We start from the raw sequence: 26055 nt of genomic DNA on the forward strand, positions 1-26055 counted from the left end.
GCGCGGGAACACCATCGCAAATCATTGCGACACCACTGTATCAGACTTTTCCGGGCCAAAACCGCCCGCGCTGCGACCGTTTGTCTGCCCGCGTCTTACTCTACGGTCACAGATTTGGCGAGGTTCCGCGGCTGGTCGACGTCGGTGCCCATCACAACGGCCGTATGATAGGCCAGCAACTGGACCGGGACGGCGTACACCATCGGCGTCACCGTAGCCGGCATGTCAGGCAGGATGATGGTCACCAGTGAATCGACGGTGGCCTCCCTGGCCCCCCGCGCGTCGGTCATCAGGATGATCCGGCCGCCCCGCGCCGCGACTTCCTGCATGTTCGAGACCGTCTTCTCGAACACCCGGTCATAAGGCGCGATCACGACCACGGGCATCTTCTCGTCGATCAGGGCGATCGGGCCGTGCTTGAGTTCGCCGGCGGCGTAGCCTTCGGCGTGAATGTAGGAGATTTCCTTGAGCTTGAGCGCGCCTTCCAGCGCCAGCGGGTAGTTGGTGCCGCGGCCGAGATAGAGCACGTCCTGGCTCTTGGCGATGTCGCGGGCGAGCTTTTCGATCTGCGGCTCGAGGGCGAGCGCCTGCGTCATCAGGCGCGGCACTTCAATCAGCGCGTGGACGAGTTTGGTTTCATCGGTCTCGGAGAGTTCGCCGCGAGCCTTGCCCGCAGCAATCACCAGCGCCGCAAGCGCGGCAAGCTGACACGTAAAGGCTTTGGTGGAGGCGACACCGATTTCAGGTCCGGCCAGCGTCGGCAGCGCGGTCTCGCTTTCGCGCGCGATGGTCGATGTCGGCACGTTGACGATCGAGATGGTGTGAAGGCCTTGCGACTTGGCGTAACGCAGCGCAGCCAGCGTGTCGGCGGTTTCGCCGGACTGCGAAATGAAGATCGCAAGATCGCCCTTGCGCAGCGGCGCTTCGCGGTAACGAAACTCGGAAGCGACATCGAGTTCGACCGGCAGCCGCGCGAGGCGCTCGAACCAGTACTTGGCAACGAAGCCCGCATAGCTTGCCGTGCCGCAGGCCGTGATCGACACCCGCTGAATGTCCTTGAAATCGAACGGCAGCTTGACCGGCATCGACACCTTCTCGGTGGCCATGTCGACATAGTGCGCCAACGTGTGGCCGACGACTTCGGGCTGCTCGTGAATTTCCTTCGCCATGAAGTGGCGGTAGTTCGCCTTGTCCACCAGCGCAGATGCAGTGTTGTGCTTGACGATCTCGCGTTCGACCACGGCGTTCTTGTCGTCATACACGGTCGCATCGGCGCGGGAGAGAACGACCCAGTCGCCGTCATCGAGATAGCTGATGGTGTCGGTGAACGGTCCGAGCGCGATGGCGTCCGAGCCAAGGTACATCTCGCCGTCGCCGTAGCCAACCGCGAGCGGCGAGCCCTTACGCGCGCCGATCATCAGGTTCTCTTCGCCCTTGAAGATGAAGGCCAGCGCGAATGCGCCGTGCAACTGCGGAAGCGTCGCCTTCACGGCATCCACCGGAGAGAAACCCTTGGCGAGATACGAATTGACCAGATGCGCGACGACCTCGGTATCGGTCTCGCTTGAAAACTTCGCACCCTGCGCTTCGAGTTGCGTGCGCAGGTCGCGGAAATTCTCGATGATGCCGTTGTGAACCACGGCGACGTTGTCGGTTGCATGCGGATGCGCGTTATTCTCGGTCGGCTTGCCGTGCGTGGCCCAGCGCGTATGTCCGATGCCGATGTGCCCCGCCAGTGGCGAGGTCTTCAGCACCGCTTCCAGATTCTTCAGCTTGCCCTTCGCACGGCGGCGATCGAGCTGGATGCCTTCCAGCGTCGCGACGCCCGCGGAGTCGTATCCGCGATATTCAAGCCGCTTGAGGGAATCGACCAGTTGCTCCGCAACCGGCCCACGTCCAAGAATTCCGACAATTCCGCACATGCGGTTTGTGATCTCCAGCCGCCCCAATGCGGCCTTATGTACCGAGGAATAACACGGTTCTGCCTCAACAATTGTTGCGGATTGAGACAGGGTAAACCGTTAACGAAATCAGTCCGGTAAACGGAATCGCCCTACTTCGGGCTTTTCGGCTTCCGATTGAGCATTTTCATGTCCCGGAAGCGCTTAGCCCAGCCTTCACGAACGGTCTGATCGCTGCGTTCGATGGCCAGCGAATCGTCCGGCACATCCTTGGTGATGACCGAACCCGATCCGATAAAGGCGCCCGCGCCGATCTTCACCGGCGCCACCAGCGACGAGTTTGAGCCGACAAAAGCCCCCGCGCCGATCTCGGTGCGGTGCTTGTCGAACCCGTCGTAGTTGCAGGTGATCGTGCCCGCGCCGATGTTAGCATTCTGGCCGATATGGGTATCGCCGATATAGGTCAGGTGATTAACCTTCACCCCGGCCTCAAGATCCGCGGCCTTGGTCTCGACGAAGTTGCCGACGCGAACACCTTCGCCCAGCACTGTGCCTGGCCGCAGCCGCGCATAAGGACCGACAGATGCGCCCTTGCCGATGCGCGCGCCCACGATGTTCGAGAACGAATGGATGACCGCGCCGTCGTCGATCGCAACGCCGGGGCCAATGACAACGAACGGTTCGATGATGACATCCTTGCCGAACGTTGTATCCGCCGACAGGAACACCGTCTCAGGTGCGATGAGGGTAACGCCGGCATCCAGTGCCGCCCGCCGCAGCCGCTGCTGCATCACCTGTTCCGCTTCGGCAAGCTGGGCCTTGGTGTTGATTCCGCGCACTTCGTCCTCACCGGTTTCGATCACGGCGGCGCGCAGACCGAGCTCCCGCACGATCGTCACCGCATCGGTCAGATAATACTCGCCCTTGCTATTGCCATTGCCGATGCGATCCAGAATCTTCAGTGCAGTGCTGCCCGCAAAAGCCATAACGCCTGCGTTACAAAGGGTGACGGCGCGTTCGGCTTCGCTGGCATCGGCCTGCTCGCGGATCGCAACCAGTTGTCCCCCCTCTACCAGCAATCGTCCATAACCAGTCGGATCGGCGGCACGAAAGCCGAGTACCGCCAGCGCCGCGCCGTCCTTCAACGCGGTCCGCAAGCGCTCGAATGTCACTGCATCGATCAGCGGTGTGTCGCCGAAAGCGATCAGAATGTCGTCCGCTCCATATGCAATGGCTTCCCGCGCCGCGAGCACCGCGTGGGCGGTACCGAGCCGCTCCCGCTGCACAAAGGTTTTGGCCTCGGGGCGTGAACGCTTGATCTCATCGACCACCGCCTGGTGGTCAGGGCCGACCACGACCGCAATCGTATCGTTCTTGCCGCCCCGCGCGGCCGCAAGCACATGCGCGATCAGCGGCTGTCCCGCGATCGGATGCAGCACCTTCGGCAGGCTGGAACGCATTCGCGTGCCCTCGCCGGCTGCAAGTACGATCGTAAGGGTTGTTCTGCCGGACATGCGCTTTTCCTGTACCGCACGCGAAGTCGCGCCGGCGTCGTCTTACCCGAGAGCGCCGAGGGACAAAAGTGTTTTGGACACGCCCACCGCGCGCACAAACCCTAGCTTCTGTTAATCTTTACACAATGATTCGCAGGGCCGCGGGAGGGCCCGACAGTCCCATGGCCAAGGATCGCAACCAATTCCGCGATGATCTGACGGACGATGACGGTGCCGGCTGGATCAATCGCTTTCTCGCGGAAGAGGACGAATTCGGCGGACCTTCGATGTGGCGTCTGGCGTCCTGGGGCGTCGGCACGGTCGGAGCGCTGATCGTTGCGATCCTCGCGACGCGGTCACCGGCAGCGATGAACCGCGATCAATTGGCATCCGCCGAACTCGCCCGGCAATCCCAGCAGGTTCAGTGGATCGCAAAGGAAAGCCAGAACAAGGCGCGCGAACTTGCAGCGGCGGTCGATACGCTCAACGGCGATCGGGATCGCCTGTATGCGCGCTTGACGATGCTCGAACAGGGTCTGGACTCGGTGACTGGCGCGCTGGCACGGCCAGCGGCTTCCTTACCACCTGCAACGCAACCGGCATCACCTGCGGCCTCAGCTCCCGCACAGACGTCCCTCCCACAGGCGACCGAGGCTGATCCCATCGGGCCGGTCAAACCAACGGAGGCGAAAGCCGAATCCGCCGCCCAGCTTCCCAAGATCGCGCCGGTCGCCACCGCCCCGGCAGCAACCTCTCCGCCCGCCAAACCGGTTGAGCAGAAAGCCGAAACGTCCACGGCCGATCAATCTCCCGCTCCGACCGTGACGGCGGCTATCGCCCCGCAGAACCCGGCGGCGGTTGAAACGCCACCAGCAGCTATCGTGCGGAAGACGGAGTTTGGCGTAGACCTCGGCGGCGCGAATTCGATCGAAGGTCTGCGCGCTCTTTGGCGCGGTGTGATCAAGGGCAATCTGCAACAGCTCGCATCGCTGCAACCGATCATCGTGGTGAAAGAACGCCACGACGGTTTGGGAATGCAACTGCGGCTTGTTGCCGGACCGCTGTCAGATGCCGCGGAAGCTGCGAAAGTCTGTGCGGGCGTGCTCACCGAGAGCAACCGTGCCTGCGAGACCACGGTGTACGAAGGTCAACGCCTCAGCATGTTCAGCGAAAAGCAGCCGGAGGCAAAGAAGCCTGAAGGCCAAGGTTATCGTTCGAAGCGGCGAAGCAGGCAGCGCAGCGAGCCCGTTGTTGAAGAACGGCCCAAGACGTCGGCCTTCAGCTCCTTCTTCGGTAACAAATAACCGATCAACTTTTGTGCCATTCGGGTTGTGTCGCAATCCGTTCCGAACCATATTCGGCGCATGAAAAAAGAGCCGTTCAGACTGACCCCCTACCAGGTGCAATGGATCCTGATCGTGGGATTTCTCACCATCGGATACGCACTCTATCTGCGTTACATGGCCATCGAGTTTGCGCAGGTTCGGCTCGAATGCGAGGCCGGTCTGCAGACCATGTTGTGCAAGACCCGACTGACGATGACCTATCTGTTCAAGAACTATGTGTTCGGAATAGCCGCGCTGGTGATCGCCACCTTGCACTTCATCCGGCCGTCGATCGTCACCCTTACCGCCGGGCTGATCGCCGCGTGTTTCGGCATCGTGCTCTACAATATCGGTTTGTCGGGCGTCGCGATCGCGCTGCTTATTCTTGGATTTGCGCGACCCGCGCCCGCGACAGCGTAAGCGCCAGAAGCAGATACAATCCGCAGGTCCATAGCGACTGCCAGTTCGCCGGTCCTTCGTTGAACCCGATGTAGACCGCCGAGAGCGCCAGCGCGCCCGCAAAAACAGACTCGGTAATCGGGCGCGTGCCCTTTGCCGGCCTGTTAAGCGCCGTCAGCAGCACAAACGGCACAACGGCCATGGTCAGTGCCGCAAACTGAAAATCGCGATAGCGCGGGTCGAACACGAATCCGAGCGCGGTCTGAGTGGCGAGCACCGTCGTGATCAGCAGCACGATTCCGAGAATGGTCTGCATGCGTGAACCGGTGCGGTATTCCCGCGGCCCGACAAGCTCCATGAATGTCGGAAGGCTGCGCCCGTACATCACAGTATTGGCGACGACCAGCGGCGACAACACCGCGGCGCCGAACAGCAGGATGCCGACGGTCCATCCGCCGACACCGAGGCTTTCGACGATCAACTTGTCGTACGCCACGCCTAGGAGCGCACCGCCCGCAGTGGCACAGATCGCCACCGTGACCCACGAACTCAAATGCGGTGACCAGGGCCGGCGGCGCAGCGTCAGCAGCGCCACGCCAAACACGAGCGCCGAGAAAATCATGCCTGCGCCGGCATAGATCTTTGCCCGCGGGAAGTTGGTGATCGGCTCGCCCGCTGGATATTTCAGATCTCGGCTGCCGGTAGCGTCGAACAGACCCCAGTGACCTCCGACAGTGCCCTCCCACATCCGCTTCCAAGGCTGGTCATAGGCCTCGATCAGGTTGACCCGGAACTTTTCCTGGCGAGCAAGCTGGAGGATTTCAGAGACCACCCGGGCTTGATTGGCCCGCGACGGCAGCGCGCCTTCGCGCATGCGGCCCGCGCTTGGCCAGCCAGTTTCGCCGATCAGGATTTCCTTGTTCGGAAACGCGACCGCCATCCGCTTGCGGATTACGTCCACGTGGTTCGCCGCATGACGCGCGCGAATCGGGAAGTCCTCCCAGTACGGCAGGATGTGAATCGTGACGAAATCGACGGCGTCATAGACGTCGCGATTCTTGAGCCAGAACTCCCAGACGTCGGCATAGGTGACCTGGATCGCGCCGACTTTCGATTTTACGTAGCGGATATTCGCTGTCAGGTCGGCAGCGGTCATTTCGCCGCGCAGGAGCACCTCGTTACCGACAATGACCGCGCTGATCACGCCTGGATATTTCTTGGCGAGCGCGATGGCTGTTTCCATCTGCGCGCGATTGTCGATTCGGTTGGTGCCGATCCAGATCCCGAGCATCACCTTGAGCCCGGCCTTTTCGGCGAGCTCCGGGACCCTGTCGAGGCCGTTGCCGACCGAATAGGTGCGGACGCAATCGGTAACCTTGGCCAGTTGCGCGAGGTCCTGCGTCATCTGCTCCGGCGAGATCACCAATCCCGGCTGCAAAGGATTCTGACCATCCCGGAATGGTGCATAGGAGACGCATTCCAGCTTGGCAGCAGGGTCGATCGGCGCGCGCGCCAAAACGATTGGCGTGGCCAACCACCACCAAATTGCAGAAATAGCGCTCAGGGATATGACCAGAAGGGCCAGGGGCGTACGAAGCGAAATGGGTTCCGTCCTCCAGGAGGCACGTCGATAACCGGTCCGCGCCGGTCTGCCAAGACCCCAGCGCGCGGCTACCCCCGGTCTTCTCGTCGCACGCCTTTACCACAAGGCCATCAAACTTCCGCCTTGCTGGACAAAAACGTAAATGTCCTTCATGTGAATCAGGCAGTTGCGGTAGAGGCAATCTTCTGCCGCATTAGCAGGGCACCTGTGCAGGCGCGGCGCGCGGCCGGCTGGCACGCCATCAATCGGGGATTTCATGCTTCGGGTTCGTACCGGGTTTCGAGTTGCGGTTTTTCAGCGAGTGGCCGTTCCGGCCCTCGCTTTGTTTGTCGGTATCGGAGCCGCAATCGCTCAAAGCGGCGACCTCCGGGCTCAGGACACGGCCCCTAAACAGGCGGCTCCCGCTGACGCAGCCAAGGAAAGCAAGCGCAAGGCCGACGAGTTCGTCGAGGCGGCCCAGGCAATCAACGGCCCCGCCGGCAATCCCGAATGCGTCTGGCTGGGACGGCGGGTGGTCGGGCTGATGTGGCGCGACGATCTCGATACGGCCTTCCGCCATCTTGACCTGTACGAACGCTTCGGCTGCCCCGGCGGGCATATCCAGGCGACTTTCCGCTGTGTCGTGCGGTTCGGCGCCACGATCGATCCCAAGGTGGCCGAGACCCTCAACGGCCGCGTGCACGCCTGCTGGATCAATCCGGCTTCCCAGCCGCAAGCAGCAGCCGCGCCACCGCCGCCACCGGCCCCTGCGGCAGCGACACCGCCAGTACCCGCTCCGGCGGCGCCGACACCTGCAACACCTGCCAAGTAAGTGCCAAAGCGCTGGCGGAACAGGAACGAACCGATCCCGCATTCATTGGGTATTCATTCGGTCTCGGCTACGCCCTCAAAAGGCCATGTCGCCGTATGAGTTGTTAAGCCGCGCAGCATAGATAAGCTGCCATTAACGCTGACGAACCGAGGGGACAGGTTCGCGATCCTGCCACGTTTGGCCCCGTATGGTTTTCCTTGATGCGCGCCATCGTTGCTGTCCTCCTCTGCGTTACTGCTGTCCACGCGGCCATCTGGGGCCTCCTGAGGGATGAGCAGAAGGCACCCGATTTCAACGGAATGTTGCCTAGCTTGTCCTACGCCCCGTTCGAAGGCGCTGGGCACCCAGACGTCGACAACATTCCGAACAAGGAAAAAATCCGCGCAGACCTCAAGAAACTCGCGACGATGACCAAGGCCATCCGCCTGTACTCGTCGACGGGCGGCGTTGAGCTGGTTCCCCCGATTGCCGCCGAATTCGGCCTCAAGGTCACGGTCGGCGCCTGGATCGACAAGAACGCGGAGCGAAACGAACGCGAAATCGCAGCCGCCCTGGATCTCGCCAAACGAAACAGCAACGTCATCGGCATTGTTGTCGGCAACGAAACGATCTACCGCGGCGAACAAAAGGCCGCTGACCTGATCGAGCTAATCCAGCGCGTTAAGAGACAGACTAATGTTCCAGTTACGACTGGTGAAATCTGGAACATCTGGCGAGACGATCTCGAACTGGCAGCCCAAGAGGGCCGCCCGTCGCTCGCGTCGTCCGTCGATTTCATCGCCGCACATATCCTGCCGTACTGGGAAAATTTCACCGACAGGCAGGCTGTTGATCAGGCCATGTATATCTATGGCCTGCTGCGGGATACCTTCCCTGGCAAGCGTATCGTGATCGCCGAATTCGGCTGGCCGAGCGCCGGCTACAACCTCAAGAATGCCAACCCTGGCCCATTTGAACAGGCATCCGTGCTGCGGAACTTCGTCACCCGCGCCGATGCGATCGGCATGGACTACAACATCGTCGAAGCGATCGACCAGCCGTGGAAGTTTTTCGAAGGCGGCGTTGGACCCTACTGGGGCGTTCTTAATGCTTCACGCGAACCGAAGTTCGCCTGGACCGGTCCCATCGTCGATCCGGACTACTGGAAAATAGCAGGCATTGCCCTGCTGATCGGCGTGCTGCTGTCACTGCCGATTCTGCGTCTAGCACATCCGACGGTGATGCAATCCATCATGCTGGCCGCTGCGGCCAATGGCGTCGGCGCGTGGTTCGCAACCGTGTTCGCCTACTGGAACACGCACTACTTCGTCTTCGGGTCGGCCTTTGCGCTGACGCTGGGTCTCATTCTGCTGGTGCCGCTGGTTCTGATCGCGATGGCCCGGATCGAGGAGATTGCGACCATCGCGTTCGGACGCAAGCCAGTGCGCCTTATCTCTGAAGCCGTACCCTCGCCATCTGAAGGCTACGCGCCAAAGGTCTCCATTCACATCCCGGCGTATTTCGAGCCGCCGGAGATGCTGAAGCTGACGCTCGATGCGGTCTCCCGCCTCGATTACCCGAATTTCGAATGCGTGGTGATCATCAACAACACGCCTGACCCGGCCTTCTGGCAGCCGATCCAGGACCATTGCCGCGCACTCGGCGAACGATTCATCTTTATCAACGCCGAGAAGGTCGAGGGCTTCAAGGCCGGCGCGCTGAAGATCGCGATGGCGCGCACCGCCGCCGACGCCGAAATCATCGGCATCATCGACGCCGACTATGTGGTCACGCCGGATTGGCTCAAGGATCTCGTTCCGGCTTTCGCCGACCCGCGCGTGGGCCTCGTGCAGGCCCCGCAGGACCATCGCGACGGCGACCGCTCGCTGATGCACTACATCATGAATGGCGAATACGCCGGTTTCTTCGACATTGGCATGGTGCAGCGGAATGAAGCCAACGCCATCATCGTCCATGGCACGATGTGTCTGATCCGCCGCGCGGCGATGGACATGGCGGGCGGTTGGGCCGGCGATACGATCTGCGAGGATACCGATCTGGGCCTCGCCGTGATCGAACACGGCTGGATCACCCACTACACCAACAGGCGGTATGGATACGGCCTGCTGCCGGACACCTACGAGGCCTTCAAGAAACAACGCCACCGCTGGGCCTATGGCGGCTTCCAGATCGTCAAAAAGCACTGGCGCCGGTTTCTTCCCAATGCGAGCCGGCTTTCACCCGATCAGAAGCGCGAGTTCGCACTCGGCTGGCTGAACTGGCTCGGCGCGGAAAGTCTCGGCGTGGTCGTTGCGATCCTCAATTTGATCTGGGTACCGATCGTTTCGTTCGCCGACATCGCCATTCCCGACAAGATCCTGACCCTGCCCATCATTGCAGCGTTCATCGTGTCGCTAGCCCACTTCCTGACGCTCTACAGGCTGCGCGTACCCGTAAAGGTCGGCCAGATGCTCGGTGCAATGGTGGCGGCGATGTCGGTGCAATGGACCGTGTCGCGCGCCGTCGCCAACGGCCTGATAACCGACCATCTCCCCTTCGCCCGCACCTCGAAGGGCGGCCTGTCGCGGATGTCGGTGGAATTCCAGGCCTTCTGGGAGGCCGTGATCGGCATCCTCCTCATCATCGGCGCTATCGTGCTGGTTGCGTTCAACCAGAAGGAAGTTCGCGAGATCAACATCTTCGCCGGCGTGCTTGTGCTCCAGAGCCTGCCGTTCCTGTCGGCTGTCGCGATCGCGATCCTTGAGAACTCGCGGATCAACGCCTTTGGATTCTGGAGTTCGTCAACGGTGCGCGCCGCCGAGCTGATCGGTCTTCGCCGGGAAACAACGCCGACGAACATGACGGTTCAACAGCCGGTCACATCGGACGTCCGCTCGGATATCAAGTGATCGCTGGCACGGGGTTCGTTGGCTTCAGGCGGGCGACCGAGGGCAACAGAAACAGATGGCGTCGGCTTACTTGATGCTGACGAATGTGCCCCATGCCGCGGCTATTCCCGCCCCGACCAAAACGTAGACGGGATGCCGGCAAAACGTTTCCCCGTAGTTGCACATGGTTTTTCCGAGGCTACCGATCTGACCCTGATCGGCTGCGTAGAAGAGCCCGGAAAGGGCAACCAGGATACCGGCGACGACATACATTCTCGTTTGCCCCTTTTCGCTGCCCGCGACCCAAAAGGTTCGCGACCCGCAACAATGCGAATCTTCGCGGATTGTAACCGCAGGGATGCGGTTTGCCATGGATGTCATGGTGAGCGCGGAGGGACTCGAACCCTCGACCCCATGATTAAAAGTCACGTGCTCTACCGCCTGAGCTACGCGCTCACGTGTCGCGGTGTGTAGGTGGCGGGTGGATGTGGGTCAAGTGCGCCCCAGCATCCTTGTTCAGGCTGTGGAATTCGCCGACCTTGGGTTCGAGATTCCAGCCCGAGGACAGCTATTGACAGTAGAACAAATAGAGAACATAGTCTCCACCCATCACAGCCGGAAAATCCGATGGCCGATATCTCCTACTATGTTGCCCTTCCGTTCAGTGAAGACGATGAAGGCTCCGTCGTGACGGGAACCGCCGAGGAATTCCAGAGCCCATCCACAGCGATTCGGCGCGCCGAAACGTTGTCTCGCACCTCCGGCATTATCGGCGCAGTCGCCTTCACCCGCTCGGGCGATCCGATGACGGGTGATTTCAAGGATGCCATGGTGCTGAAGACCTTTGGCAACGTCCCGACGGATCTGAGCAGCCTGTAACCCGGGCCCTACGCTTTCAGCCCGTATCCGTCAGGATCTGCGGTCTTCCTGCTCTTTCAGTTCGTCCTCGCTGAGATCAATCCTCGGCGTCGCGAAGTCGTCGCTTTCGGGATCGACCTTGAACGGCGCATTCTTGGTGGGGTCCGGGCGTTTTTTCACCTTGCCCGCATCGGCGGCATCGCCCTTTTTCTGCTTTCCGGCCATCGCTGGTTTCCTTACCCGCATTGCCGGTATGACCGGCATGGTTCCCTTGAATATGGCTGAGGCGAGTCGCATCTGCTACGCCTACTTCGTCACATTTCGAGGACATGCGCCATGACGGATTCGCCTGCGGCCCCCGAGGACGTCGTCCAGGAGTTCGATGTGCCCGTGCCGTACATGCAGCGGACGCGCGACTACTACCTCGCCATCGGGTACGACACGCCCTATCGCTGGGCGCACAATCTCGCCGCCCCCTTTCAGCCGCTGACAAAACCGCTGGCACAGTCGCGGGTGGCCATCGTCACCACGGCGGCCCCCTTCGACCCCACGAAAGGCGATCAGGGACCGGGCGCGGCCTACAACGGCAGCGCGAAATTCTATCAGGTCTACGATGGCGACAGCGCGAAGCAGCACGACCTGCGGATCTCTCACATCGCCTACGACCGCGCACACACGTCCGCGACCGACATGAACTCATGGTTTCCGCTGGCACAGATGCATCGGCTTGCCCGCGAAGGCCGGATTGGCGCGATCGCCCCCCGCTTCTTCGGCGCGCCGACCAATCGCAGCCACCGGGTGACGATCGAGACCGACGCCCCGGAAATCCTGGCGCGGTGCAAGGCCGACGACGTCGATGCCGTCGTGCTGGTCCCCAATTGTCCCGTGTGTCACCAGACCACGGCGCTGGTGGCTCGGCACCTCGAGGCCAATGGAATTGCAACCGTGGTGATGGGCTGCGCCAAGGACATCGTCGAGCACGCAGCCGTACCGCGGTTCCTGTTCAGCGATTTTCCGCTCGGCAATTCCGCCGGCAAGCCGCACGATGTGCCGTCTCAGGCATTTACGCTGGAACTGGCGCTGAAGGTGCTTGAAAGCGCACCAGGTCCGCAGACGACGGTTCAGTCACCGCTGCGCTGGAGGACAGATGCTTCGTGGAAGCTCGACTACAACAATGTCGAGCGGATGTCGCCGGAAGAGCTTGCCCGGCGGCGACGCGATTTCGATGCGCAGAAAGAAGCCGCGCGCGTCAATCGCGTGGCGTGATCAGTCGGACATCCCTGCCGCCTTCCTCAACGCGGCATTGATGCGGTCCTGCCAGCCGGGACCGCCCTCCTGGAAATGCTCAAGGACGTCCTGATCGATCCTGATCGAGACAAGCTCCTTCACACCGGGGATGGCAGCTTTCTTTGGAACGGCTTCCGGCACCTTGGCAGTGACGGATTTGAACGCCGCCTCGGCTTCGGTTTTTGCGTCACTGAGCGTGCGGGGCCGCCGCGGAGGAGATGCCATTTCAAATTCCTTCAAACAACGCCGTGGACAAATAGCGCTCCGAGAATGACGGGATAACCGCGAGAATAGTCTTGCCGGCATTTTCCGGCCGCTTGCCGAGTTCGAGCGCTGCCGCAATAGCTGCCCCCGACGAGATGCCGCCCGGAATGCCTTCCACACGTGCGAGTGCGCGCGAAGTCGCAATCGCTGTCGCGCTATCGATCTTGACGATCTCGTCGATCACGGACCGATCGAGAATATCCGGCACAAAGCCTGCGCCAATGCCCTGAATCTTGTGCGGCGAATGCTGGCCGCCCGACAGCACCGGACTTTCCACGGGCTCGACGGCAACAATGCGCAGGGATGGTTTGCGCGGCTTCAGAACCTGCCCGACGCCGGTGATCGTGCCGCCCGTGCCAACGCCGGCCACGAATACGTCAATATCTCCGTTGGTGTCGTTCCAGATTTCTTCGGCCGTGGTGCGGCGGTGAACTTCGGGATTGGCCAGGTTCTTGAATTGCTGCGGCATCACCGAGTTGGGCGTGTTGCGGACCAGATCTTCCGCAGTTGCAATCGCACCTTTCATACCTTGTGCCGCCGGCGTCAGGACAATTTCGGCGCCCAGAAACGCCAGCATTTTGCGCCGCTCGATCGACATAGATTCCGGCATCACGAGCTTCAGCCTGTAGCCGCGCGACGCGGCGACGAACGCAAGCGCGATGCCCGTATTGCCGGATGTCGGCTCGATCAGTACGGTGTCCGGATTGATGACGCCGGCGTTTTCCATCGCGATGATCATCGCCGCACCAATACGGTCCTTCACGCTCGCGGCGGGATTGAAATATTCAAGTTTGGCGAGAATTTTCGCCTTTACTCCGTTCTGTTCCGGCAGACGGTGAAGCCGAACGATCGGCGTATCGCCGAATGCATCAACGATGCTGTCGTAGATTCGTCCGCGCCCGGGCTGACGTGCCTGTGAAGCAGTTGGGTTTGACTTGGTATCCATGCCCGGTCCTCCTGAATCGATCCGTGCGCACCATGCGAGAAAGCTGCGCAAAACGAAAGGCTTCCGCCATTAATGGCGGTCGCGACCGCGCGTGCAAGAGCAATCGTCTGCCGGCATGCATTGCGTTGCAAAAACGGTATTTCGCAAAAAGAACGTATTTGTGTTGCGACAACTTCAAACTTGCATGAGTATATTCTGCGCGAGCTCGAACCCGGAAGGGAGGTCACGATGCCAGCACTTGCTGAACTTCTGTCGACCAAACCGTCACGCCTACCCCCTCGGAGCACAGACCGGCCCATTTGCACGATCTGCGCGGACTCGATGGTTGCCGCAGAAGCATCCGCGTTCCTGGCTGATAACGTCATCAGCTACCTCTGGACTTGCGACAATTGCGGGTACGGCTTCGTCACGAAGCACTCAACGCACTCAACGAAAATCGTCTGCAACTAAGTCGCAGACCTGCTTGGCTTAGCGCGGCGCGATATCGCCCCGCGCCCATCCTGCACGAACCGATGCGCGGTAATCGTCGAACGTCCCGGCAGCAATTGCGGCGCGGGCGCCGTTCATCAGGCTTTGATAGTAGGCGACGTTGATCTCGGACAACAGCATCGCGCCCAGCGCCTCCTCGGACTTCACGAGATGGTGCAAGTAAGCCCGTGAATAACCACTCGTCGAACGCCAGCCGCTTTCCTCGTCCAGCGGACGGGGATCGTCGGCGTGGCGGGCGTTTCGCAGGTTGATAACGCCATGGCGCGTGAAGACGTGGCCGTGACGGCCGTTCCGCGTCGGCATTACGCAGTCGAACATGTCGATGCCACGGGCGACCGCCTCCAGCATATCGTCCGGTGTCCCGACGCCCATCAGGTAGCGCGGACGCTCCTGCGGCAGGAGTGGCGCGACCTCCTCGATCATCGCCAGCATGACCTCCTGCGGCTCTCCCACGGCGAGACCGCCGACGGCGTAGCCATGGAAGCCGATGTCGATCAGTGCGAGGGTGCTTTCACGACGCAATTCCGGAACGTCTCCGCCTTGCGCGATACCGAACAACATGTAGCCGGGAGGTGCAGTTTCGAACGCCCGCTTGCTGCGCTCTGCCCAGCGGATCGACAATTGCATCGCACGTTCGATTTCGGTGCGTTCTGCCGGAAGCCTGACGCATTCATCGAGTTGCATCGCAATGTCGGAACCCAGCAGCCGCTGCACTTCGATCGCGCGCTCTGGCGACAGCTCCACCTTGGTACCGTCGATGTGCGAACTGAACGTCACGGCATGCTCGGTAACTTTGCGAATCTTGGCGAGCGACATGACCTGGAAGCCACCGGAGTCGGTGAGCATCGGGCCATTCCATGTGGTGAATGCCTGCAACCCGCCAAGCGCGGCGATGCGCTCCGCACCCGGCCGCAGCATCAGATGATAGGTGTTGCCAAGGACGATATCGGCCCCAGTTTCGCGAATGTCACGCCAGTGGATGCCCTTCATGGCACCGGCCGTGCCGACAGGCATGAATGCAGGCGTGCGCACAACCCCATGCGGGGTGGTGAGTTCGCCGGTCCGCGCCTCGCCATCGCGGCCGAGAAGCTTGAAATGATTGGGAACGCTCATGAGCGAGTTTATCGGTCAGGTTGATTTGCGAAACAACAGGGACGCATCGCCATATGAATAGAAGCGATAGCCGGTCTCTATGGCATGAGCATAGGCTTTCTGCATGGTCTCCAGCCCGCTGAAGGCCGAAACAAGCATGAATAGCGTCGACCGCGGCAGGTGAAAGTTGGTCATCAGAATGTCCACGGCCTTGAAGCGATAGCCGGGCGTGATGAAAATCGCGGTGTCATCGGAGAACGGCTGGATAGTGCCGTCATCCGCAGCAGCGCTTTCCAGCAGCCGCAACGATGTCGTCCCGACGGCGACGATACGGCCACCCCTGGCGCGGGCCTGGTTAAGTGCGGTGGCGGTCTCACTGGACACCGTGCCCCATTCGGAATGCATCTTGTGGCCAGCCGTGTCGTCTGCCTTAACCGGAAGGAACGTTCCTGCCCCGACATGCAGTGTCACACGATTCAGTCCGATGCCGCGATCCCGCAAAGCCGCCTCAAGCGCCGGTGTAAAGTGCAGTCCAGCGGTGGGCGCGGCAACCGCGCCCTCGCTGACGGCAAACATGGTCTGATAGTCCGCTGCATCGCGTTCGTCTGGCGTCCGGCGCGAGGCGATATAGGGCGGCAACGGCGGCGCGCCGACGTCGGCAATGGCCTGATCCAGGATCGGCCCGTGAAACGAGAATGCCAGCGTCACCTCGCCGTTCTCGCCCTTGCTCTCAACTTCGGCGTCGAGATTTCCGAGCAGACAAACACGGCCCTCGTTGCCGAAGCGGATAGCGTCGCCCGCGGTAAGTTTCTTTGCCGGTTTCACCAGTGCCTGCCAGCGTGATCCGTCGAGCCGCTTGATGAGCGTCGCTTCGATCTTCGGCTCAGTTTCACGACCGATGCGGCGGCCGGTCAGTTGCGCCGGGATGACCTTGGTGTCGTTGACCACGAGTTGATCGCCGGGCTGAAGAAACAACGGCAAATCGGAAACAGTGGAATCCGTCAGCGGCTGACCCGGCTTCACCACGAGCATGCGCGCCGCATCGCGCGGGCTGACAGGCCGCAGCGCGATATTGCCTTCCGGGAGTTCGAAGTCGAAAAGATCAGTACGCATGATGCTCAAATGTCGATGGCCGGGACATGCCCGGCCATCCATTCGCAAAGCCAGACCATAGCGTCAATCAGGCGGCGTCAGCCGCGATGTGAGCCTTGACGATCTTGTCAGGATTTTGCACCGGCTCGCCGCGCTTGATCTTGTCGACGTTTTCCATGCCTGACGTCACCTTGCCCCACACTGTGTACTGCTTGTCGAGGAAACGTGCATCGTCGAAGCAGATGAAAAACTGCGAGTTAGCCGAATCGGGATTGGCCGCGCGTGCCATGGATGCCGTGCCACGCACATGCGGCTCCGCATTGAATTCGGCCTTGAGGTTCGGATACTTCGATCCACCGGTGCCGGTGCCCTGCGGACAGCCGGTTTGCGCCATGAAGCCCTCGATCACCCGGTGAAAGACGATGCCATCGTAGAAGCCTTCGCGGACGAGCTTCTTGATATGCTCGACATGACCCGGCGCGAGGTCTGGACGCATCTCAATCGTGACCGGTCCCTGCGTCGTTTCCAGGATCAATGTGTTTTCTTTGTCTGCCATGATGTTTCCTTTGCAGATTGGGAAACCCGCTGTGGCCGGGACGGCCGCGGATCGCCTGAGGTTGGTTACTTGATGTCTGAAGCGACCTGCACCTTCACCATCTTGTCAGGGTCCTGAACCGGCTCGCCGCGCTTGATCTTGTCCACGACGTCCATGCCGGACACCACTTCTCCGACAACGGTGTACTTGCCGTTCAGGAACGATGCGTCGGCATAGGTGATGAAAAACTGCGAGTTCGCCGAATTTGGTTCGCTGGAACGCGCCATACCCACAATGCCGCGCTTGAACGGCACATTGGAGAATTCCGCCGGAAGGTTCGGATACTTCGACCCACCGGTGCCATTGAAGCGCTGGCCGTCGCCGGTCTGCGCCATGAAGCCCTCGATGACGCGGTGGAACGGCACGTTGTTGTAGTAGCCGTCGCGGGCGAGCTGCTTGATGCGCTCGGCATGTTGCGGAGCCAGATCGGTGCGCAGCTTAACGATGACGCGCCCCTTCGTGGTGTCGATGACAATCGCGTTGGCCTTGTCGAGCCCGGCCGGAAGCGCCTGGGAAAAGGCAGGCGTTGCAAAAACGATGGCCGCGAGAACGGCAAATATGCGGATCATGAGAACTCCGGAGCGAGGAAGTTATTTGCCGGCAAACTTTGTCTTCAGGCGCGCGGCGACCGCCTTGGGCACGAAATGCGAAACGTCTCCACCCATACCAGCGATCTGACGCACCAGTGTGGCGGTGATCGGGCGGACGGTAGCTGAGGCTGGCAGGAACACGGTGCGAATTTCAGGCATAAGCGTCTGATTCATGCCGGCAATCTGCATCTCGTAGTCGAGATCGGTGCCGTCACGCAGGCCGCGGATCAGGATCGTCGCGCCCGCCCGGTGAGCGGCGGTCACGGTCAAATCGCTGAACGTCACACAATCGATCTCGCATTTGGCACTCGCCGCGATCGGAGCGAACACCTCACGGATCATGTCTTGCCGTTCCTCGACCGGAAACAGGGGAGCCTTGCCGGGATGAATGCCGATCGCCACGACCAGCCGGTCGACCAGGCTGCAAGCCTGCCGAACCACATCCAAATGACCATTGGTGACGGGGTCAAACGACCCCGGGTAAAGCGCAATACGGGACATGTCCCCTCCTAACCCGGCCCGGCGAGCGCCGCAAGCTGGCCCGGTTCCACTCAGGTATGAGGGTCGGGCGGCTAAAAATTTTAAGATCTCGTGAACCTTTACGTGCCGCTGAGAGTCATCCCTCCAAGCGGCCCGCAAAGGCTGGCATCACAGGGGACGGACCATGATCAAGGCACTCTCGGCAGTGACGATCGCGGCTTTCGTTGCAGCAGCGATGACAATTTTGCTCAGTTTTGCGCCTCCGGTAGAGGCAAGCGTGCCGCACGCACTTGCGAAAGCCGACCGGTTGCCCATCCGGACGGTTAGCGTGCCCTGCTCGGCCCAGCACTGGCCGACCATGGATGCGGCCTGTCTGCACCGCAGCAACTGGAAGACCGGAATTCAGCCGGTCCGGGTCGTGACCACAGACCGCAAGTAAGCCCATCCCAGTGCACCCCCGTTCGCATCGGCAGGACCGGCGGAGCGTCACCTCGCGCCATCAATAAAATCAATCCCGCGGCCATGGCAATTTCTCGCCACCGGTAGCAGACTACGGCAAGCTGTCTGCGACGTTTCCCAGGGCGATGGGGGTAGCAAGTGACTGCCATACATACTGAGGCTTCCGGCCGATCCCTCACACTTCCGATGACGGCAACGATAGGAGCGCTTGGTGTCGTCTATGGCGATATCGGGACCAGTCCACTCTATGCCTTGAAAGAAGCTGCCAAGGCGGCAACCCATCACGGCAGCGGCGCCCTTACCAACGAAGCCATTCTTGGCGTGGTTTCCCTGATCTTCTGGGCGCTGATCCTTATTATCTCCTTTAAGTACGCCTTGTTAATCATGAGGGCTGACAACCGCGGCGAAGGCGGAATCGTTTCGCTCCTGGCGCTTCTCCATGCCCGCAATGCGCAACCCGGAACATGGCGCGCGAAATTGCTGATCATCGGACTGATCGGTGCCGCGCTGTTATACGGTGACGGCGCCATCACACCCGCGATCTCGGTTCTCAGCGCGGTGGAAGGATTGAAGGTAGACGCACCTTCGCTGGCGCCTGCCGTGGTGCCCATCACAGTCGTCATCCTGATTGGTGTCTTCCTGATGCAACGCAAGGGCACGGGTTTCATCGGCGGGATATTCGGTCCCTGTATGCTGATCTGGTTCCTCGTTCTCGCGCTGCTCGGCATTCACGGCATCGCGAAAAATCCGGATGTTCTCTGGGCCCTCAGTCCTACCCATGCGGTGACGTTTCTCCTCAGCCAGAATTTCCACATCTCGTTTGCGATCCTGGGTGCGGCTTTTCTCGCTGTGACAGGCGGCGAAGCCATGTATGCGGATATGGGTCACTTCGGCCGCACGCCGATCCGGCTCGCGTGGTTTACCATTGCGTTGCCGGCGCTGGTTCTCAACTACTTCGGCCAGGCGGCATTGCTACTCACCGATCGCGGAGCTCTGGAAAACCCGTTCTACCAGCTCGCCCCCGATTGGGCGCACTATCCGCTTGTTGCCTTTGCCACCCTCGCCACGGTGATTGCATCTCAGGCAATCATTACCGGTGTCTTTTCCCTCACACAGCAGGCCATTCAACTGGGGTTCCTCCCCCGCATGCATATCCAGCACACGGCGAGTGACGAGAAGGGCCAGATCTACGTCCCGCTGATCAACTGGCTGCTGGCTGCAGCCACTCTCGGCGCCGTCATCGGCTTCGGCACGTCGGATGCACTCGCTGGAGCCTACGGTATCGCCGTATCGCTGCTGATGGCGATTACAACGCTGCTGGCTGCGCTCGTCGCTCTCCAATGGGGTTATCCGCCGGTCGTTGTCATTGCGGTCAACGGGTTCTTCTTCGTGATCGATTGTATTTTCTTCGCAGCAAATTTCGCCAAACTGTTCGAGGGCGGCTGGTTTCCGCTGCTGATCGCAGCAGTCATCGCATTCCTGATGCTGACATGGCGCAGCGGAGTGAAACTCGTCGAAGCCGCGCGAGGTGCACTACGTCAGCCGGAAGAAGACCTGATCGAAACCGCAGTGAGCAGGTGCCATGCGCGGCTTCCGGGGACCGCAGTATTTCTCGCCTCCGCAGCCAACGGGGTCCCTCTCGCACTCACACAGTTCGTCAAACACAACCATGTGCTGCATCAACGCGTTCTTCTCGTGACCGTCCTGATTGCGGAAGCGCCGCGCATTCCCGACGAGGACCGGGCTGAAGTGATCGAGGTTATCGAGGGCATCACGCGGGTGATCCTGCACTTCGGTTTCATGCAGTACCCGGTCATCCTAGAAGGACTCCAGCTTGCCTGCGCGCAGGGCAAGCTGCCGGGCATCGACCTCAACAACATCACCTATTACATCGGCCGCGAGACGATCATCCCCAGCGAGAAAATCGCGGGCATGTGGGTATGGCGCGAGACGGTGTTCGCCTTCCTGCAACGAAATGCGGAACGGACAGCCGCCTTCTTCGGCGTGCCGACCAAGCAGGTCGTCGAGTTCGGAACCGAAATCGAGATTTAGCGCGGCGCTCTTAACCGCCGTTGCCGTTCTCCGACTCGTCTTCCGAGATGTGCTCGACCGACACCACGTGCTCGTCTTCGGCCGTATCGAACACGATGACGCCCTGGGTTGAGCGGCCTGCGACGCGAATTCCTTCCACAGGGCAGCGAATGAGCTGCCCCTTGTCGGTGACCAGCATGATCTGATCGCTGTCCTCGACCGGGAACGACGCCACAAGCTTGCCGTTGCGATTGTTGACGGACATTGCGACGATGCCCTTTCCGCCGCGGCCCGTGGTGCGATACTCGAACGACGAACTGCGCTTGCCGTAGCCGTTCTCGCTGATGGTCAGCACGAACTGTTCGGCAGCGGACATTTGCGCATAGCGCTCCTGACTGAGTTGCACTGTCGCCGATGTCTCTTCGGCATCCGAATCGCCGCTCTCCTCGGCAGCCGCCTCACCGGCAACCGCACGGCGCATTTTCAGGTACGCAGCGCGCTCGTCTGATGACGCCTCAAGATGGCGGAGGATCGTGAGAGAGATCAGCTTGTCGCCATCGCCAAGCGCGATGCCGCGCACGCCCATCGAGGTGCGGCCGCTGAACACGCGCACATCTGTTACGGGGAAGCGGATGCACTGCCCGCCGGCGGCGGTCAGCAGCACGTCGTCGTTTTCAGTGGCGATCTGTACGTCGACGATGGCCTCACCCTCGTCGAGCTTCATCGCGATGATTCCCGAGCGGCGAACATCGACGAAATCCGAGAGCTTGTTGCGCCGGACGTTGCCGCCTGTGGTGGCGAACATCACGTCGAGATTGCTCCACGACGATTCATCTTCCGGCAGCGGCATAATGGTGGTGATGCGCTCACCCTGCTCCAGCGGCAGAATGTTGATCAGCGCCTTGCCGCGTGAATTCGGAGCGGCCATCGGCAGACGCCAGACCTTCTCCTTATAGACCTGGCCGCGAGACGAGAAGAACAGCACCGGCGTATGGGTCGAGGCGATGAACAGCCGGCTGACGAAATCCTCGTCGCGCGTCTGCATGCCCGAGCGGCCTTTGCCGCCGCGCTTCTGTGCGCGATAGGTCGAGAGCGGCACGCGCTTGACGTAGCCCGCGTGCGAGACGGTCACGACCATATCTTCGCGCTGGATCAGGTCCTCGTCTTCGACCTCGCCTTCCTGATCGATGATCTGGGTCCGGCGCGGCGTGGCGAACTCGTCCTTCACGGCCGTGAGTTCGTCCTTGATGATGGATTGAATCCGGGCGCGCGAACGCAGGATGTCGAGATAATCCGCGATCTCCGTGGCGAGCTTGTTCAACTCTTCGGAGATTTCCTCGCGGCCAAGCGCGGTCAGGCGCTGCAGGCGCAAATCGAGGATCGCTTTCGCCTGCTCCAGCGACAGGCGCGCGGTTCCGTCCTCGGCGATACGATGGCGCGGATCGTCGATCAGCGTGATCATCGTCGCCATGTCCCTGGCGGGCCAGTCGCGCGCCATCAGGGTTTCGCGTGCGGTGTTCGGATCAGGCGACGTCCGGATTACACGAATGACTTCATCGATATTGGCAACGGCGATGGCCAAGCCGACCAGGATGTGAGCTCGGTCGCGTGCCTTGCCAAGCAGAAATTTGGTGCGCCGTGAAACCACGCTCTCGCGGAACGCGATGAACACGGTCAACAGATCCTTCAGGTTCATCACCTGCGGGCGGCCGCCATCGAGCGCCACCATGTTGGCCCCGAAATTGGTCTGTAGCGGTGTGAATTTATAGAGCTGGTTCAGGACCACCTCCGGCACCGCGTCACGCTTCAGCTCGACGACCACGCGATAACCGTCGCGGTCGGATTCGTCGCGCAGATCCGCGATGCCTTCGATCTTCTTCTCGCGCACCAGTTCGGCGATGCGCTCCACCATGCCCGCCTTGTTCACCTGATACGGGATTTCCGAGACCACGATCGCCTGACGGTCCTTGCGGATGTCTTCGATCTCGACCTTGCCGCGCATCACGATCGAACCGCGTCCGAGGTGGTAAGCCGCGCGAATGCCCTGACGGCCGAGAATGATGCCGCCGGTCGGAAAATCCGGTCCGGGAATGATGTTGATGATGTCGTCGATGCCGAGCGCCGGATCGTTGATCAGCGCGATACATGCGTCGATCACTTCGCCGAGATTGTGCGGCGGAATGTTGGTCGCCATGCCGACTGCGATGCCGCCGGCGCCGTTGACGAGAAGATTGGGAAACTTCGCGGGCAGAACCTTCGGCTCGCGCTCCGAGCTGTCGTAGTTCGGCTGGTAGTCGACCGTGTCCTTGTCGATGTCGTCGAGCAGCGAATGCGCGACCTTTTGCAGGCGCGCTTCGGTGTAACGCATCGCAGCCGCCATATCGCCGTCGACCGAGCCGAAGTTGCCCTGCCCGTCGATCAGCGGCACGCGCATGGAAAAAACCTGCGCCATGCGCACCATCGCGTCGTAGACCGACTGATCGCCGTGCGGATGGTATTTACCGATCACGTCACCGACGGTGCGTGCCGATTTGCGGTACGGTTTGTTCCACTCAAAGCCGTTTTCATACATCGCATAGAGAATGCGCCGATGAACCGGCTTCAAACCGTCGCGCGCATCCGGCAGTGCACGTGCCACGATCACGCTCATCGCGTAATCGAGGTAAGAGCGCTTCATCTCATCCGTAATCGATACGGGACGGATATCAGCCGCCTCGGGTGGGCCGGACGGCGGATTTTCTTGGTCGGACAACGTGCGAATCCTGGGTGCGAAATGCTCGTTTTATATAGGCGAATTCACACCGCAACGCCAACCGCATTTAGCGTCAAAATCGACGCAAATTCACCCGCTATTACAATGGCTTACGTTGAGAGAAAAATCGATTTCAACCAGTGATTCCGGGAGGCGGAAAACTCTGATTCCAGAACCGCCAATCACTGTCCAAAAGCGACCGCATGCATGATCCGGCCAGGGACGAAAGTGAACAGGCCAGCGATGACCAAACCGCCTGTGAAAATCGAGATCATCGTGATCCGGTGACCTCTCACACGATGGCTGTGCGCGTACCAAATGCCGAGCGGAAGCATGATGAGGCTGAAGATCGACAACAGATGAATGGGGCTCCATGGCTCGCCAAGCTTGATCTGGCGGCCATGTATCCAGAACGAACTGACCGCGACAGTCGCCATCAGCGCGACCCAGGTCCAGCCCATGGTGCGGTGAGGAAGAGTGCCTTTTGGCAGCGAGAACTGAACGAGGCCTAGTGCAAGCGCGCCCATCGCGGCGAACGCATGCAGTTGAATGATCGACGGTGCATTGAGCAGCGGCGCGAAGCTCATTCGTATTCCCACGGTACAGGCTTAAGACGCGATCAAAGCTGCGACCATCCGAATGCATGTTAATATCATTAACATGCGACCAAGGCAATGTCGTACCCGTCATTCGCGCAAAAAGCGCAGACTGTTCGCTCTCCTGTTGATCGATTGATTGATTACGCGGTCGTGTCCCGCGCGTTGTCCGTGCGCGATCCAGGTCAGATCAGCGCGGCAATCACGGAGACGGTGAATTCAACACCGCCTCCGCAAGCCTGACAGCATTCCGGCTTAGAAGGGAATGTCGTCGTTCATGTCGTCGTTGCGGCCACCGCCGGCGGCCACCCGGCGCGGAGGTGCAGAGCGCGATCCGAAATCACCGCCCTCATCCGCTCCAAACGAGCCGCCACTGCTCTTGCCGTCGAGCATCGTCAGCGTCGAATTGAAGTTCTGCAGAACGACTTCGGTCGAATAGCGATCCTTGCCGTCCTTGTCCTGCCATTTGCGAGTCTGGAGCTGGCCCTCGATGTAAACCTTGGAGCCCTTCTTCAGATACTGCTCGGCAATCTTGCAAAGACCTTCGCTGAAGATCACGACACGATGCCATTCCGTCTTTTCTTTCCGCTCGCCGGAATTCTTGTCGCGCCAGGTATCCGAGGTCGCGATGCTCAGATTCGCGATCGGGCGGCCGTCCTGCGTGCGCTTGATTTCAGGGTCGGCGCCGAGGTTTCCAACCAGAATGACTTTATTGACGCTTCCCGCCATTACCGTTCTCCACTTTGGCGCACCGATACGGCGCGCCGAATCTGTCAGGATTTATGTACGCGGAACGACAATCCCACCCTGGGAGACGTCCGCCCTGCAAATGACCCTATACTTTCCGGCTCCCGGGATGAGGCCGCCGCGCCGGTTATCCACACGCAACCGGCATTGTCGCACAGACATAATACGTACTCTTTTTGTTCCCGCGCAAGTGTTCCCGCAAAAGCAACCCTTTGTAGGACAAAACATTATCTGCGCGTGTTCCACTGAATGTGACGAAAACGTGATCAAATCGTGGAACCGGCAGGCCGAATATCCCAAACAATTCCTTACGTTAGGAGCATTCACTTCCCATCCGAGTGTTGCATTTCGGAGACGGCTTTTTCGGCGGAAGCCGGTATATTCCCGGCCATGAGATCGAGAATCCCACTGCGTTCGCGCCTTGGATAACTGCTTCGAAAAATCGGGGCGGACTTAAAACTGGAGAAGATGAAATGAAGAAGTTCTTGCTCGGCACCGTGGCACTCGTTGCCCTCGGTACTGCTTCGGCGGTCGCCGCTGATCTGCCGGCCCGCACCTACACCAAGGCGCCGGTTTATGCCGCTCCGATCTACAACTGGACCGGCTTCTACGTCGGCGGGCACATCGGCGCCGCTTTCGGTGGTGATGATGGGTTCGCAACCAACATCGTCGGCCTGACCGGCTCGAACCGCGACGCAGCGTTCCTCGGCGGTGGCCAGGTCGGCGCTGACTACCAGTTCGCTCCGAACTGGCTGGTTGGTATCGAAGGCCAGATCTCCGGCCTCTCGAACAGCGACCGCACCTTCACCACGGGCGTGAACTCGATCCGTGACCGTTCCGACTGGCTCGCTTCGGTCACCGGTCGCCTCGGCTACACCTGGGGTCCGGGCCTGATCTACGCCAAGGGCGGTGTCGCGTTCCGTGACGACAACGGCCTCGCAGCGACCGCTGGCTTCCTGCCGGCTGTGACCAATCGCAACTCGACCGGCTACACCGTCGGTGGCGGTCTCGAATACATGTTCGCTCCGGCCTGGTCGGCGAAGGTTGAGTACCAGTACTACAACTTCGACACGACCAACATTTCGACCAACGCTGGCGCTGGCGCTCTGTCCTACAAGGACGACCTCCACACTGTGAAGGTTGGCGTGAACTACCGCTTCAACTGGGGTGGCCCGGTCGTCGCGAAGTACTAAGCTTCGCTTCACCTGAGTCTCTCGGGAACACGGAAAGGCCGGCTCTTGAGCCGGCCTTTTTGTTTGGTGGTCACGACCCTATATCTCTCAAGTCCCACGAGACACCAAGCAGTTGATGGATCGCGAACAGGGCTGGAAATTCAGCCGCGTTCTCACTATGTTCTGCGGACAAGAATCTGATCGAG

Annotated in this window: 25 protein-coding genes and 1 tRNA gene; 10 read left to right on the forward strand and 16 right to left on the reverse strand. The window is 60.7% G+C overall.

The annotated features are described in order from the left end of the window. Nucleotides 1–95: 95 nt before the first annotated feature. Both glmS and glmU read right to left on the reverse strand, forming a co-directional pair. Nucleotides 96–1922 (reverse strand): glutamine--fructose-6-phosphate transaminase (isomerizing), encoded by a 1827-nt coding sequence (glmS, locus tag AC1RM7_RS03185; protein WP_024919305.1) that lies wholly within the window; start codon nucleotides 1920–1922, stop codon nucleotides 96–98. 131 nt (nucleotides 1923–2053) lie between these two features. Continuing rightward, on the reverse strand, nucleotides 2054–3415 hold the full coding sequence (gene glmU / locus AC1RM7_RS03190) for a bifunctional UDP-N-acetylglucosamine diphosphorylase/glucosamine-1-phosphate N-acetyltransferase GlmU (protein ID WP_024919306.1): 1362 nt from the start codon (nucleotides 3413–3415) through the stop codon (nucleotides 2054–2056). 161 nt (nucleotides 3416–3576) lie between these two features. Between glmU and AC1RM7_RS03195 the strand changes: the two genes are divergently transcribed. Next, a complete protein-coding gene (locus tag AC1RM7_RS03195; protein WP_024919307.1) occupies nucleotides 3577–4698 on the forward strand; it encodes a hypothetical protein in 1122 nt (373 codons plus the stop codon). 60 nt (nucleotides 4699–4758) lie between these two features. Next, complete coding sequence (locus AC1RM7_RS03200) at nucleotides 4759–5139, forward strand: hypothetical protein (RefSeq protein WP_006020626.1); 381 nt, start codon at nucleotides 4759–4761, stop codon at nucleotides 5137–5139. Here the strand turns inward: AC1RM7_RS03200 and AC1RM7_RS03205 are convergent. Then, a complete protein-coding gene (locus tag AC1RM7_RS03205; protein ID WP_492838483.1) occupies nucleotides 5099–6652 on the reverse strand; it encodes a glycoside hydrolase family 17 protein in 1554 nt (517 codons plus the stop codon). The two genes, AC1RM7_RS03200 and AC1RM7_RS03205, sit on opposite strands and share 41 nt — an antisense overlap. 325 nt (nucleotides 6653–6977) lie before the next feature. Here AC1RM7_RS03205 and AC1RM7_RS03210 point away from each other — a divergent pair, with 325 nt between their 5' ends. Both AC1RM7_RS03210 and AC1RM7_RS03215 read left to right on the forward strand, forming a co-directional pair. Then, nucleotides 6978–7532 (forward strand): hypothetical protein, encoded by a 555-nt coding sequence (locus AC1RM7_RS03210; protein WP_024919309.1) that lies wholly within the window; start codon nucleotides 6978–6980, stop codon nucleotides 7530–7532. Between the two features lie 200 nt (nucleotides 7533–7732). Continuing rightward, nucleotides 7733–10420, forward strand: a complete 2688-nt coding sequence (locus AC1RM7_RS03215) for a glycosyltransferase (protein WP_024919310.1) — start codon at nucleotides 7733–7735, stop codon at nucleotides 10418–10420. 66 nt (nucleotides 10421–10486) lie between these two features. On the opposite strand, the gene AC1RM7_RS03220 is transcribed toward AC1RM7_RS03215, so the two are convergent. After that, nucleotides 10487–10771 (reverse strand): hypothetical protein, encoded by a 285-nt coding sequence (locus tag AC1RM7_RS03220; RefSeq protein ID WP_083875172.1) that lies wholly within the window; start codon nucleotides 10769–10771, stop codon nucleotides 10487–10489. A gap of 8 nt (nucleotides 10772–10779) precedes the next feature. Then, a tRNA-Lys gene (locus tag AC1RM7_RS03225) sits at nucleotides 10780–10855 on the reverse strand. Nucleotides 10856–11026: 171 nt separating this feature from the next. Here AC1RM7_RS03225 and AC1RM7_RS03230 point away from each other — a divergent pair. Next, complete coding sequence (locus AC1RM7_RS03230) at nucleotides 11027–11278, forward strand: hypothetical protein (RefSeq protein WP_024919312.1); 252 nt, start codon at nucleotides 11027–11029, stop codon at nucleotides 11276–11278. A gap of 30 nt (nucleotides 11279–11308) precedes the next feature. Here the strand turns inward: AC1RM7_RS03230 and AC1RM7_RS03235 are convergent, their stop codons facing one another. Next, nucleotides 11309–11482 (reverse strand): hypothetical protein, encoded by a 174-nt coding sequence (locus tag AC1RM7_RS03235; RefSeq protein ID WP_162832191.1) that lies wholly within the window; start codon nucleotides 11480–11482, stop codon nucleotides 11309–11311. A 111-nt stretch (nucleotides 11483–11593) separates the two neighbouring features. Between AC1RM7_RS03235 and AC1RM7_RS03240 the strand changes: the two genes are divergently transcribed. Then, nucleotides 11594–12523, forward strand: coding sequence for a glycine/sarcosine/betaine reductase selenoprotein B family protein (locus AC1RM7_RS03240; protein ID WP_024919313.1), 930 nt, complete (start codon nucleotides 11594–11596; stop codon nucleotides 12521–12523). Here AC1RM7_RS03240 and AC1RM7_RS03245 read toward each other — a convergent pair whose 3' ends face one another. Further along, nucleotides 12524–12769 carry a BrnA antitoxin family protein gene (locus AC1RM7_RS03245; protein WP_024919314.1) on the reverse strand — a complete coding sequence of 82 codons (246 nt, stop codon included), beginning with the start codon at nucleotides 12767–12769 and terminating at the stop codon, nucleotides 12524–12526. Nucleotide 12770: 1 nt separating this feature from the next. Next, the gene (gene cysK, locus AC1RM7_RS03250; RefSeq protein WP_024919315.1) at nucleotides 12771–13754 is read right to left on the reverse strand and encodes a cysteine synthase A; all 984 of its coding nucleotides are present in this window, start codon (nucleotides 13752–13754) and stop codon (nucleotides 12771–12773) included. 228 nt (nucleotides 13755–13982) lie between these two features. On the opposite strand from cysK, the gene AC1RM7_RS03255 reads away from it, so the two are divergent. Continuing rightward, nucleotides 13983–14204, forward strand: coding sequence for a hypothetical protein (locus AC1RM7_RS03255; RefSeq protein WP_081758632.1), 222 nt, complete (start codon nucleotides 13983–13985; stop codon nucleotides 14202–14204). Between the two features lie 18 nt (nucleotides 14205–14222). On the opposite strand, the gene tgt is transcribed toward AC1RM7_RS03255, so the two are convergent. The 5 genes from tgt to coaD form a co-directional block, all read right to left on the reverse strand. Then, nucleotides 14223–15356 carry a tRNA guanosine(34) transglycosylase Tgt gene (gene tgt / locus AC1RM7_RS03260; RefSeq protein ID WP_024919316.1) on the reverse strand — a complete coding sequence of 378 codons (1134 nt, stop codon included), beginning with the start codon at nucleotides 15354–15356 and terminating at the stop codon, nucleotides 14223–14225. Between the two features lie 15 nt (nucleotides 15357–15371). Continuing rightward, on the reverse strand, nucleotides 15372–16448 hold the full coding sequence (gene queA, locus AC1RM7_RS03265) for a tRNA preQ1(34) S-adenosylmethionine ribosyltransferase-isomerase QueA (protein WP_024919317.1): 1077 nt from the start codon (nucleotides 16446–16448) through the stop codon (nucleotides 15372–15374). Between the two features lie 67 nt (nucleotides 16449–16515). Further along, nucleotides 16516–16983 carry a peptidylprolyl isomerase gene (locus tag AC1RM7_RS03270; protein WP_006020639.1) on the reverse strand — a complete coding sequence of 156 codons (468 nt, stop codon included), beginning with the start codon at nucleotides 16981–16983 and terminating at the stop codon, nucleotides 16516–16518. 65 nt (nucleotides 16984–17048) lie between these two features. Further along, entirely contained in the window at nucleotides 17049–17591 is a 543-nt protein-coding gene (locus AC1RM7_RS03275) for a peptidylprolyl isomerase (protein ID WP_006020640.1), read from the reverse strand. Nucleotides 17592–17612: 21 nt separating this feature from the next. After that, nucleotides 17613–18113 (reverse strand): pantetheine-phosphate adenylyltransferase, encoded by a 501-nt coding sequence (coaD, locus tag AC1RM7_RS03280; protein WP_006020641.1) that lies wholly within the window; start codon nucleotides 18111–18113, stop codon nucleotides 17613–17615. A 163-nt stretch (nucleotides 18114–18276) separates the two neighbouring features. Here coaD and AC1RM7_RS03285 point away from each other — a divergent pair, with 163 nt between their 5' ends. Continuing rightward, entirely contained in the window at nucleotides 18277–18531 is a 255-nt protein-coding gene (locus tag AC1RM7_RS03285; protein WP_024919318.1) for a hypothetical protein, read from the forward strand. Between the two features lie 206 nt (nucleotides 18532–18737). Further along, entirely contained in the window at nucleotides 18738–20603 is a 1866-nt protein-coding gene (locus tag AC1RM7_RS03290; RefSeq protein ID WP_152544115.1) for a potassium transporter Kup, read from the forward strand. A gap of 10 nt (nucleotides 20604–20613) precedes the next feature. Here AC1RM7_RS03290 and gyrA read toward each other — a convergent pair whose 3' ends face one another. From gyrA to AC1RM7_RS03305, 3 genes are all read right to left on the reverse strand, one after another. Then, nucleotides 20614–23334, reverse strand: coding sequence for a DNA gyrase subunit A (gene gyrA / locus AC1RM7_RS03295; protein WP_024919320.1), 2721 nt, complete (start codon nucleotides 23332–23334; stop codon nucleotides 20614–20616). 182 nt (nucleotides 23335–23516) lie between these two features. Then, a complete protein-coding gene (locus AC1RM7_RS03300; RefSeq protein WP_024919321.1) occupies nucleotides 23517–23921 on the reverse strand; it encodes a DUF2306 domain-containing protein in 405 nt (134 codons plus the stop codon). A 264-nt stretch (nucleotides 23922–24185) separates the two neighbouring features. Next, nucleotides 24186–24659 carry a single-stranded DNA-binding protein gene (locus AC1RM7_RS03305; RefSeq protein ID WP_492838490.1) on the reverse strand — a complete coding sequence of 158 codons (474 nt, stop codon included), beginning with the start codon at nucleotides 24657–24659 and terminating at the stop codon, nucleotides 24186–24188. A gap of 491 nt (nucleotides 24660–25150) precedes the next feature. Here AC1RM7_RS03305 and AC1RM7_RS03310 point away from each other — a divergent pair, with 491 nt between their 5' ends. Beyond that, the gene (locus AC1RM7_RS03310) at nucleotides 25151–25870 is read left to right on the forward strand and encodes an outer membrane protein (RefSeq protein WP_006020647.1); all 720 of its coding nucleotides are present in this window, start codon (nucleotides 25151–25153) and stop codon (nucleotides 25868–25870) included. Nucleotides 25871–26055 lie beyond the last annotated feature (185 nt).

Source organism: Afipia sp. GW822-FHT03D08, from assembly GCF_058801645.1.

What these genes read in the sequence shown, in the direction of transcription:
- AC1RM7_RS03290 (WP_152544115.1), top strand. Translation starts at nt 18,738, where the DNA reads ATGACGGCAACGATAGGAGCGCTTGGTGTCGTCTATGGCGATATCGGG.
- AC1RM7_RS03195 (WP_024919307.1), top strand. Translation starts at nt 3,577, where the DNA reads ATGGCCAAGGATCGCAACCAATTCCGCGATGATCTGACGGACGATGAC.
- AC1RM7_RS03305 (WP_492838490.1), bottom strand. Translation starts at nt 24,659, where the DNA reads ATGGCGGGAAGCGTCAATAAAGTCATTCTGGTTGGAAACCTCGGCGCC.
- AC1RM7_RS03245 (WP_024919314.1), bottom strand. Translation starts at nt 12,769, where the DNA reads ATGGCATCTCCTCCGCGGCGGCCCCGCACGCTCAGTGACGCAAAAACC.
- AC1RM7_RS03310 (WP_006020647.1), top strand. Translation starts at nt 25,151, where the DNA reads ATGAAGAAGTTCTTGCTCGGCACCGTGGCACTCGTTGCCCTCGGTACT.
- AC1RM7_RS03200 (WP_006020626.1), top strand. Translation starts at nt 4,759, where the DNA reads ATGAAAAAAGAGCCGTTCAGACTGACCCCCTACCAGGTGCAATGGATC.
- AC1RM7_RS03235 (WP_162832191.1), bottom strand. Translation starts at nt 11,482, where the DNA reads ATGGCCGGAAAGCAGAAAAAGGGCGATGCCGCCGATGCGGGCAAGGTG.
- AC1RM7_RS03220 (WP_083875172.1), bottom strand. Translation starts at nt 10,771, where the DNA reads ATGGCAAACCGCATCCCTGCGGTTACAATCCGCGAAGATTCGCATTGT.
- AC1RM7_RS03210 (WP_024919309.1), top strand. Translation starts at nt 6,978, where the DNA reads ATGCTTCGGGTTCGTACCGGGTTTCGAGTTGCGGTTTTTCAGCGAGTG.
- AC1RM7_RS03285 (WP_024919318.1), top strand. Translation starts at nt 18,277, where the DNA reads ATGATCAAGGCACTCTCGGCAGTGACGATCGCGGCTTTCGTTGCAGCA.
- glmU (WP_024919306.1), bottom strand. Translation starts at nt 3,415, where the DNA reads ATGTCCGGCAGAACAACCCTTACGATCGTACTTGCAGCCGGCGAGGGC.
- AC1RM7_RS03300 (WP_024919321.1), bottom strand. Translation starts at nt 23,921, where the DNA reads ATGAGCTTCGCGCCGCTGCTCAATGCACCGTCGATCATTCAACTGCAT.
- AC1RM7_RS03270 (WP_006020639.1), bottom strand. Translation starts at nt 16,983, where the DNA reads ATGGCAGACAAAGAAAACACATTGATCCTGGAAACGACGCAGGGACCG.
- glmS (WP_024919305.1), bottom strand. Translation starts at nt 1,922, where the DNA reads ATGTGCGGAATTGTCGGAATTCTTGGACGTGGGCCGGTTGCGGAGCAA.
- AC1RM7_RS03255 (WP_081758632.1), top strand. Translation starts at nt 13,983, where the DNA reads ATGCCAGCACTTGCTGAACTTCTGTCGACCAAACCGTCACGCCTACCC.
- tgt (WP_024919316.1), bottom strand. Translation starts at nt 15,356, where the DNA reads ATGAGCGTTCCCAATCATTTCAAGCTTCTCGGCCGCGATGGCGAGGCG.
- AC1RM7_RS03215 (WP_024919310.1), top strand. Translation starts at nt 7,733, where the DNA reads ATGCGCGCCATCGTTGCTGTCCTCCTCTGCGTTACTGCTGTCCACGCG.
- cysK (WP_024919315.1), bottom strand. Translation starts at nt 13,754, where the DNA reads ATGGATACCAAGTCAAACCCAACTGCTTCACAGGCACGTCAGCCCGGG.
- AC1RM7_RS03240 (WP_024919313.1), top strand. Translation starts at nt 11,594, where the DNA reads ATGACGGATTCGCCTGCGGCCCCCGAGGACGTCGTCCAGGAGTTCGAT.
- coaD (WP_006020641.1), bottom strand. Translation starts at nt 18,113, where the DNA reads ATGTCCCGTATTGCGCTTTACCCGGGGTCGTTTGACCCCGTCACCAAT.
- AC1RM7_RS03275 (WP_006020640.1), bottom strand. Translation starts at nt 17,591, where the DNA reads ATGATCCGCATATTTGCCGTTCTCGCGGCCATCGTTTTTGCAACGCCT.
- AC1RM7_RS03230 (WP_024919312.1), top strand. Translation starts at nt 11,027, where the DNA reads ATGGCCGATATCTCCTACTATGTTGCCCTTCCGTTCAGTGAAGACGAT.
- queA (WP_024919317.1), bottom strand. Translation starts at nt 16,448, where the DNA reads ATGCGTACTGATCTTTTCGACTTCGAACTCCCGGAAGGCAATATCGCG.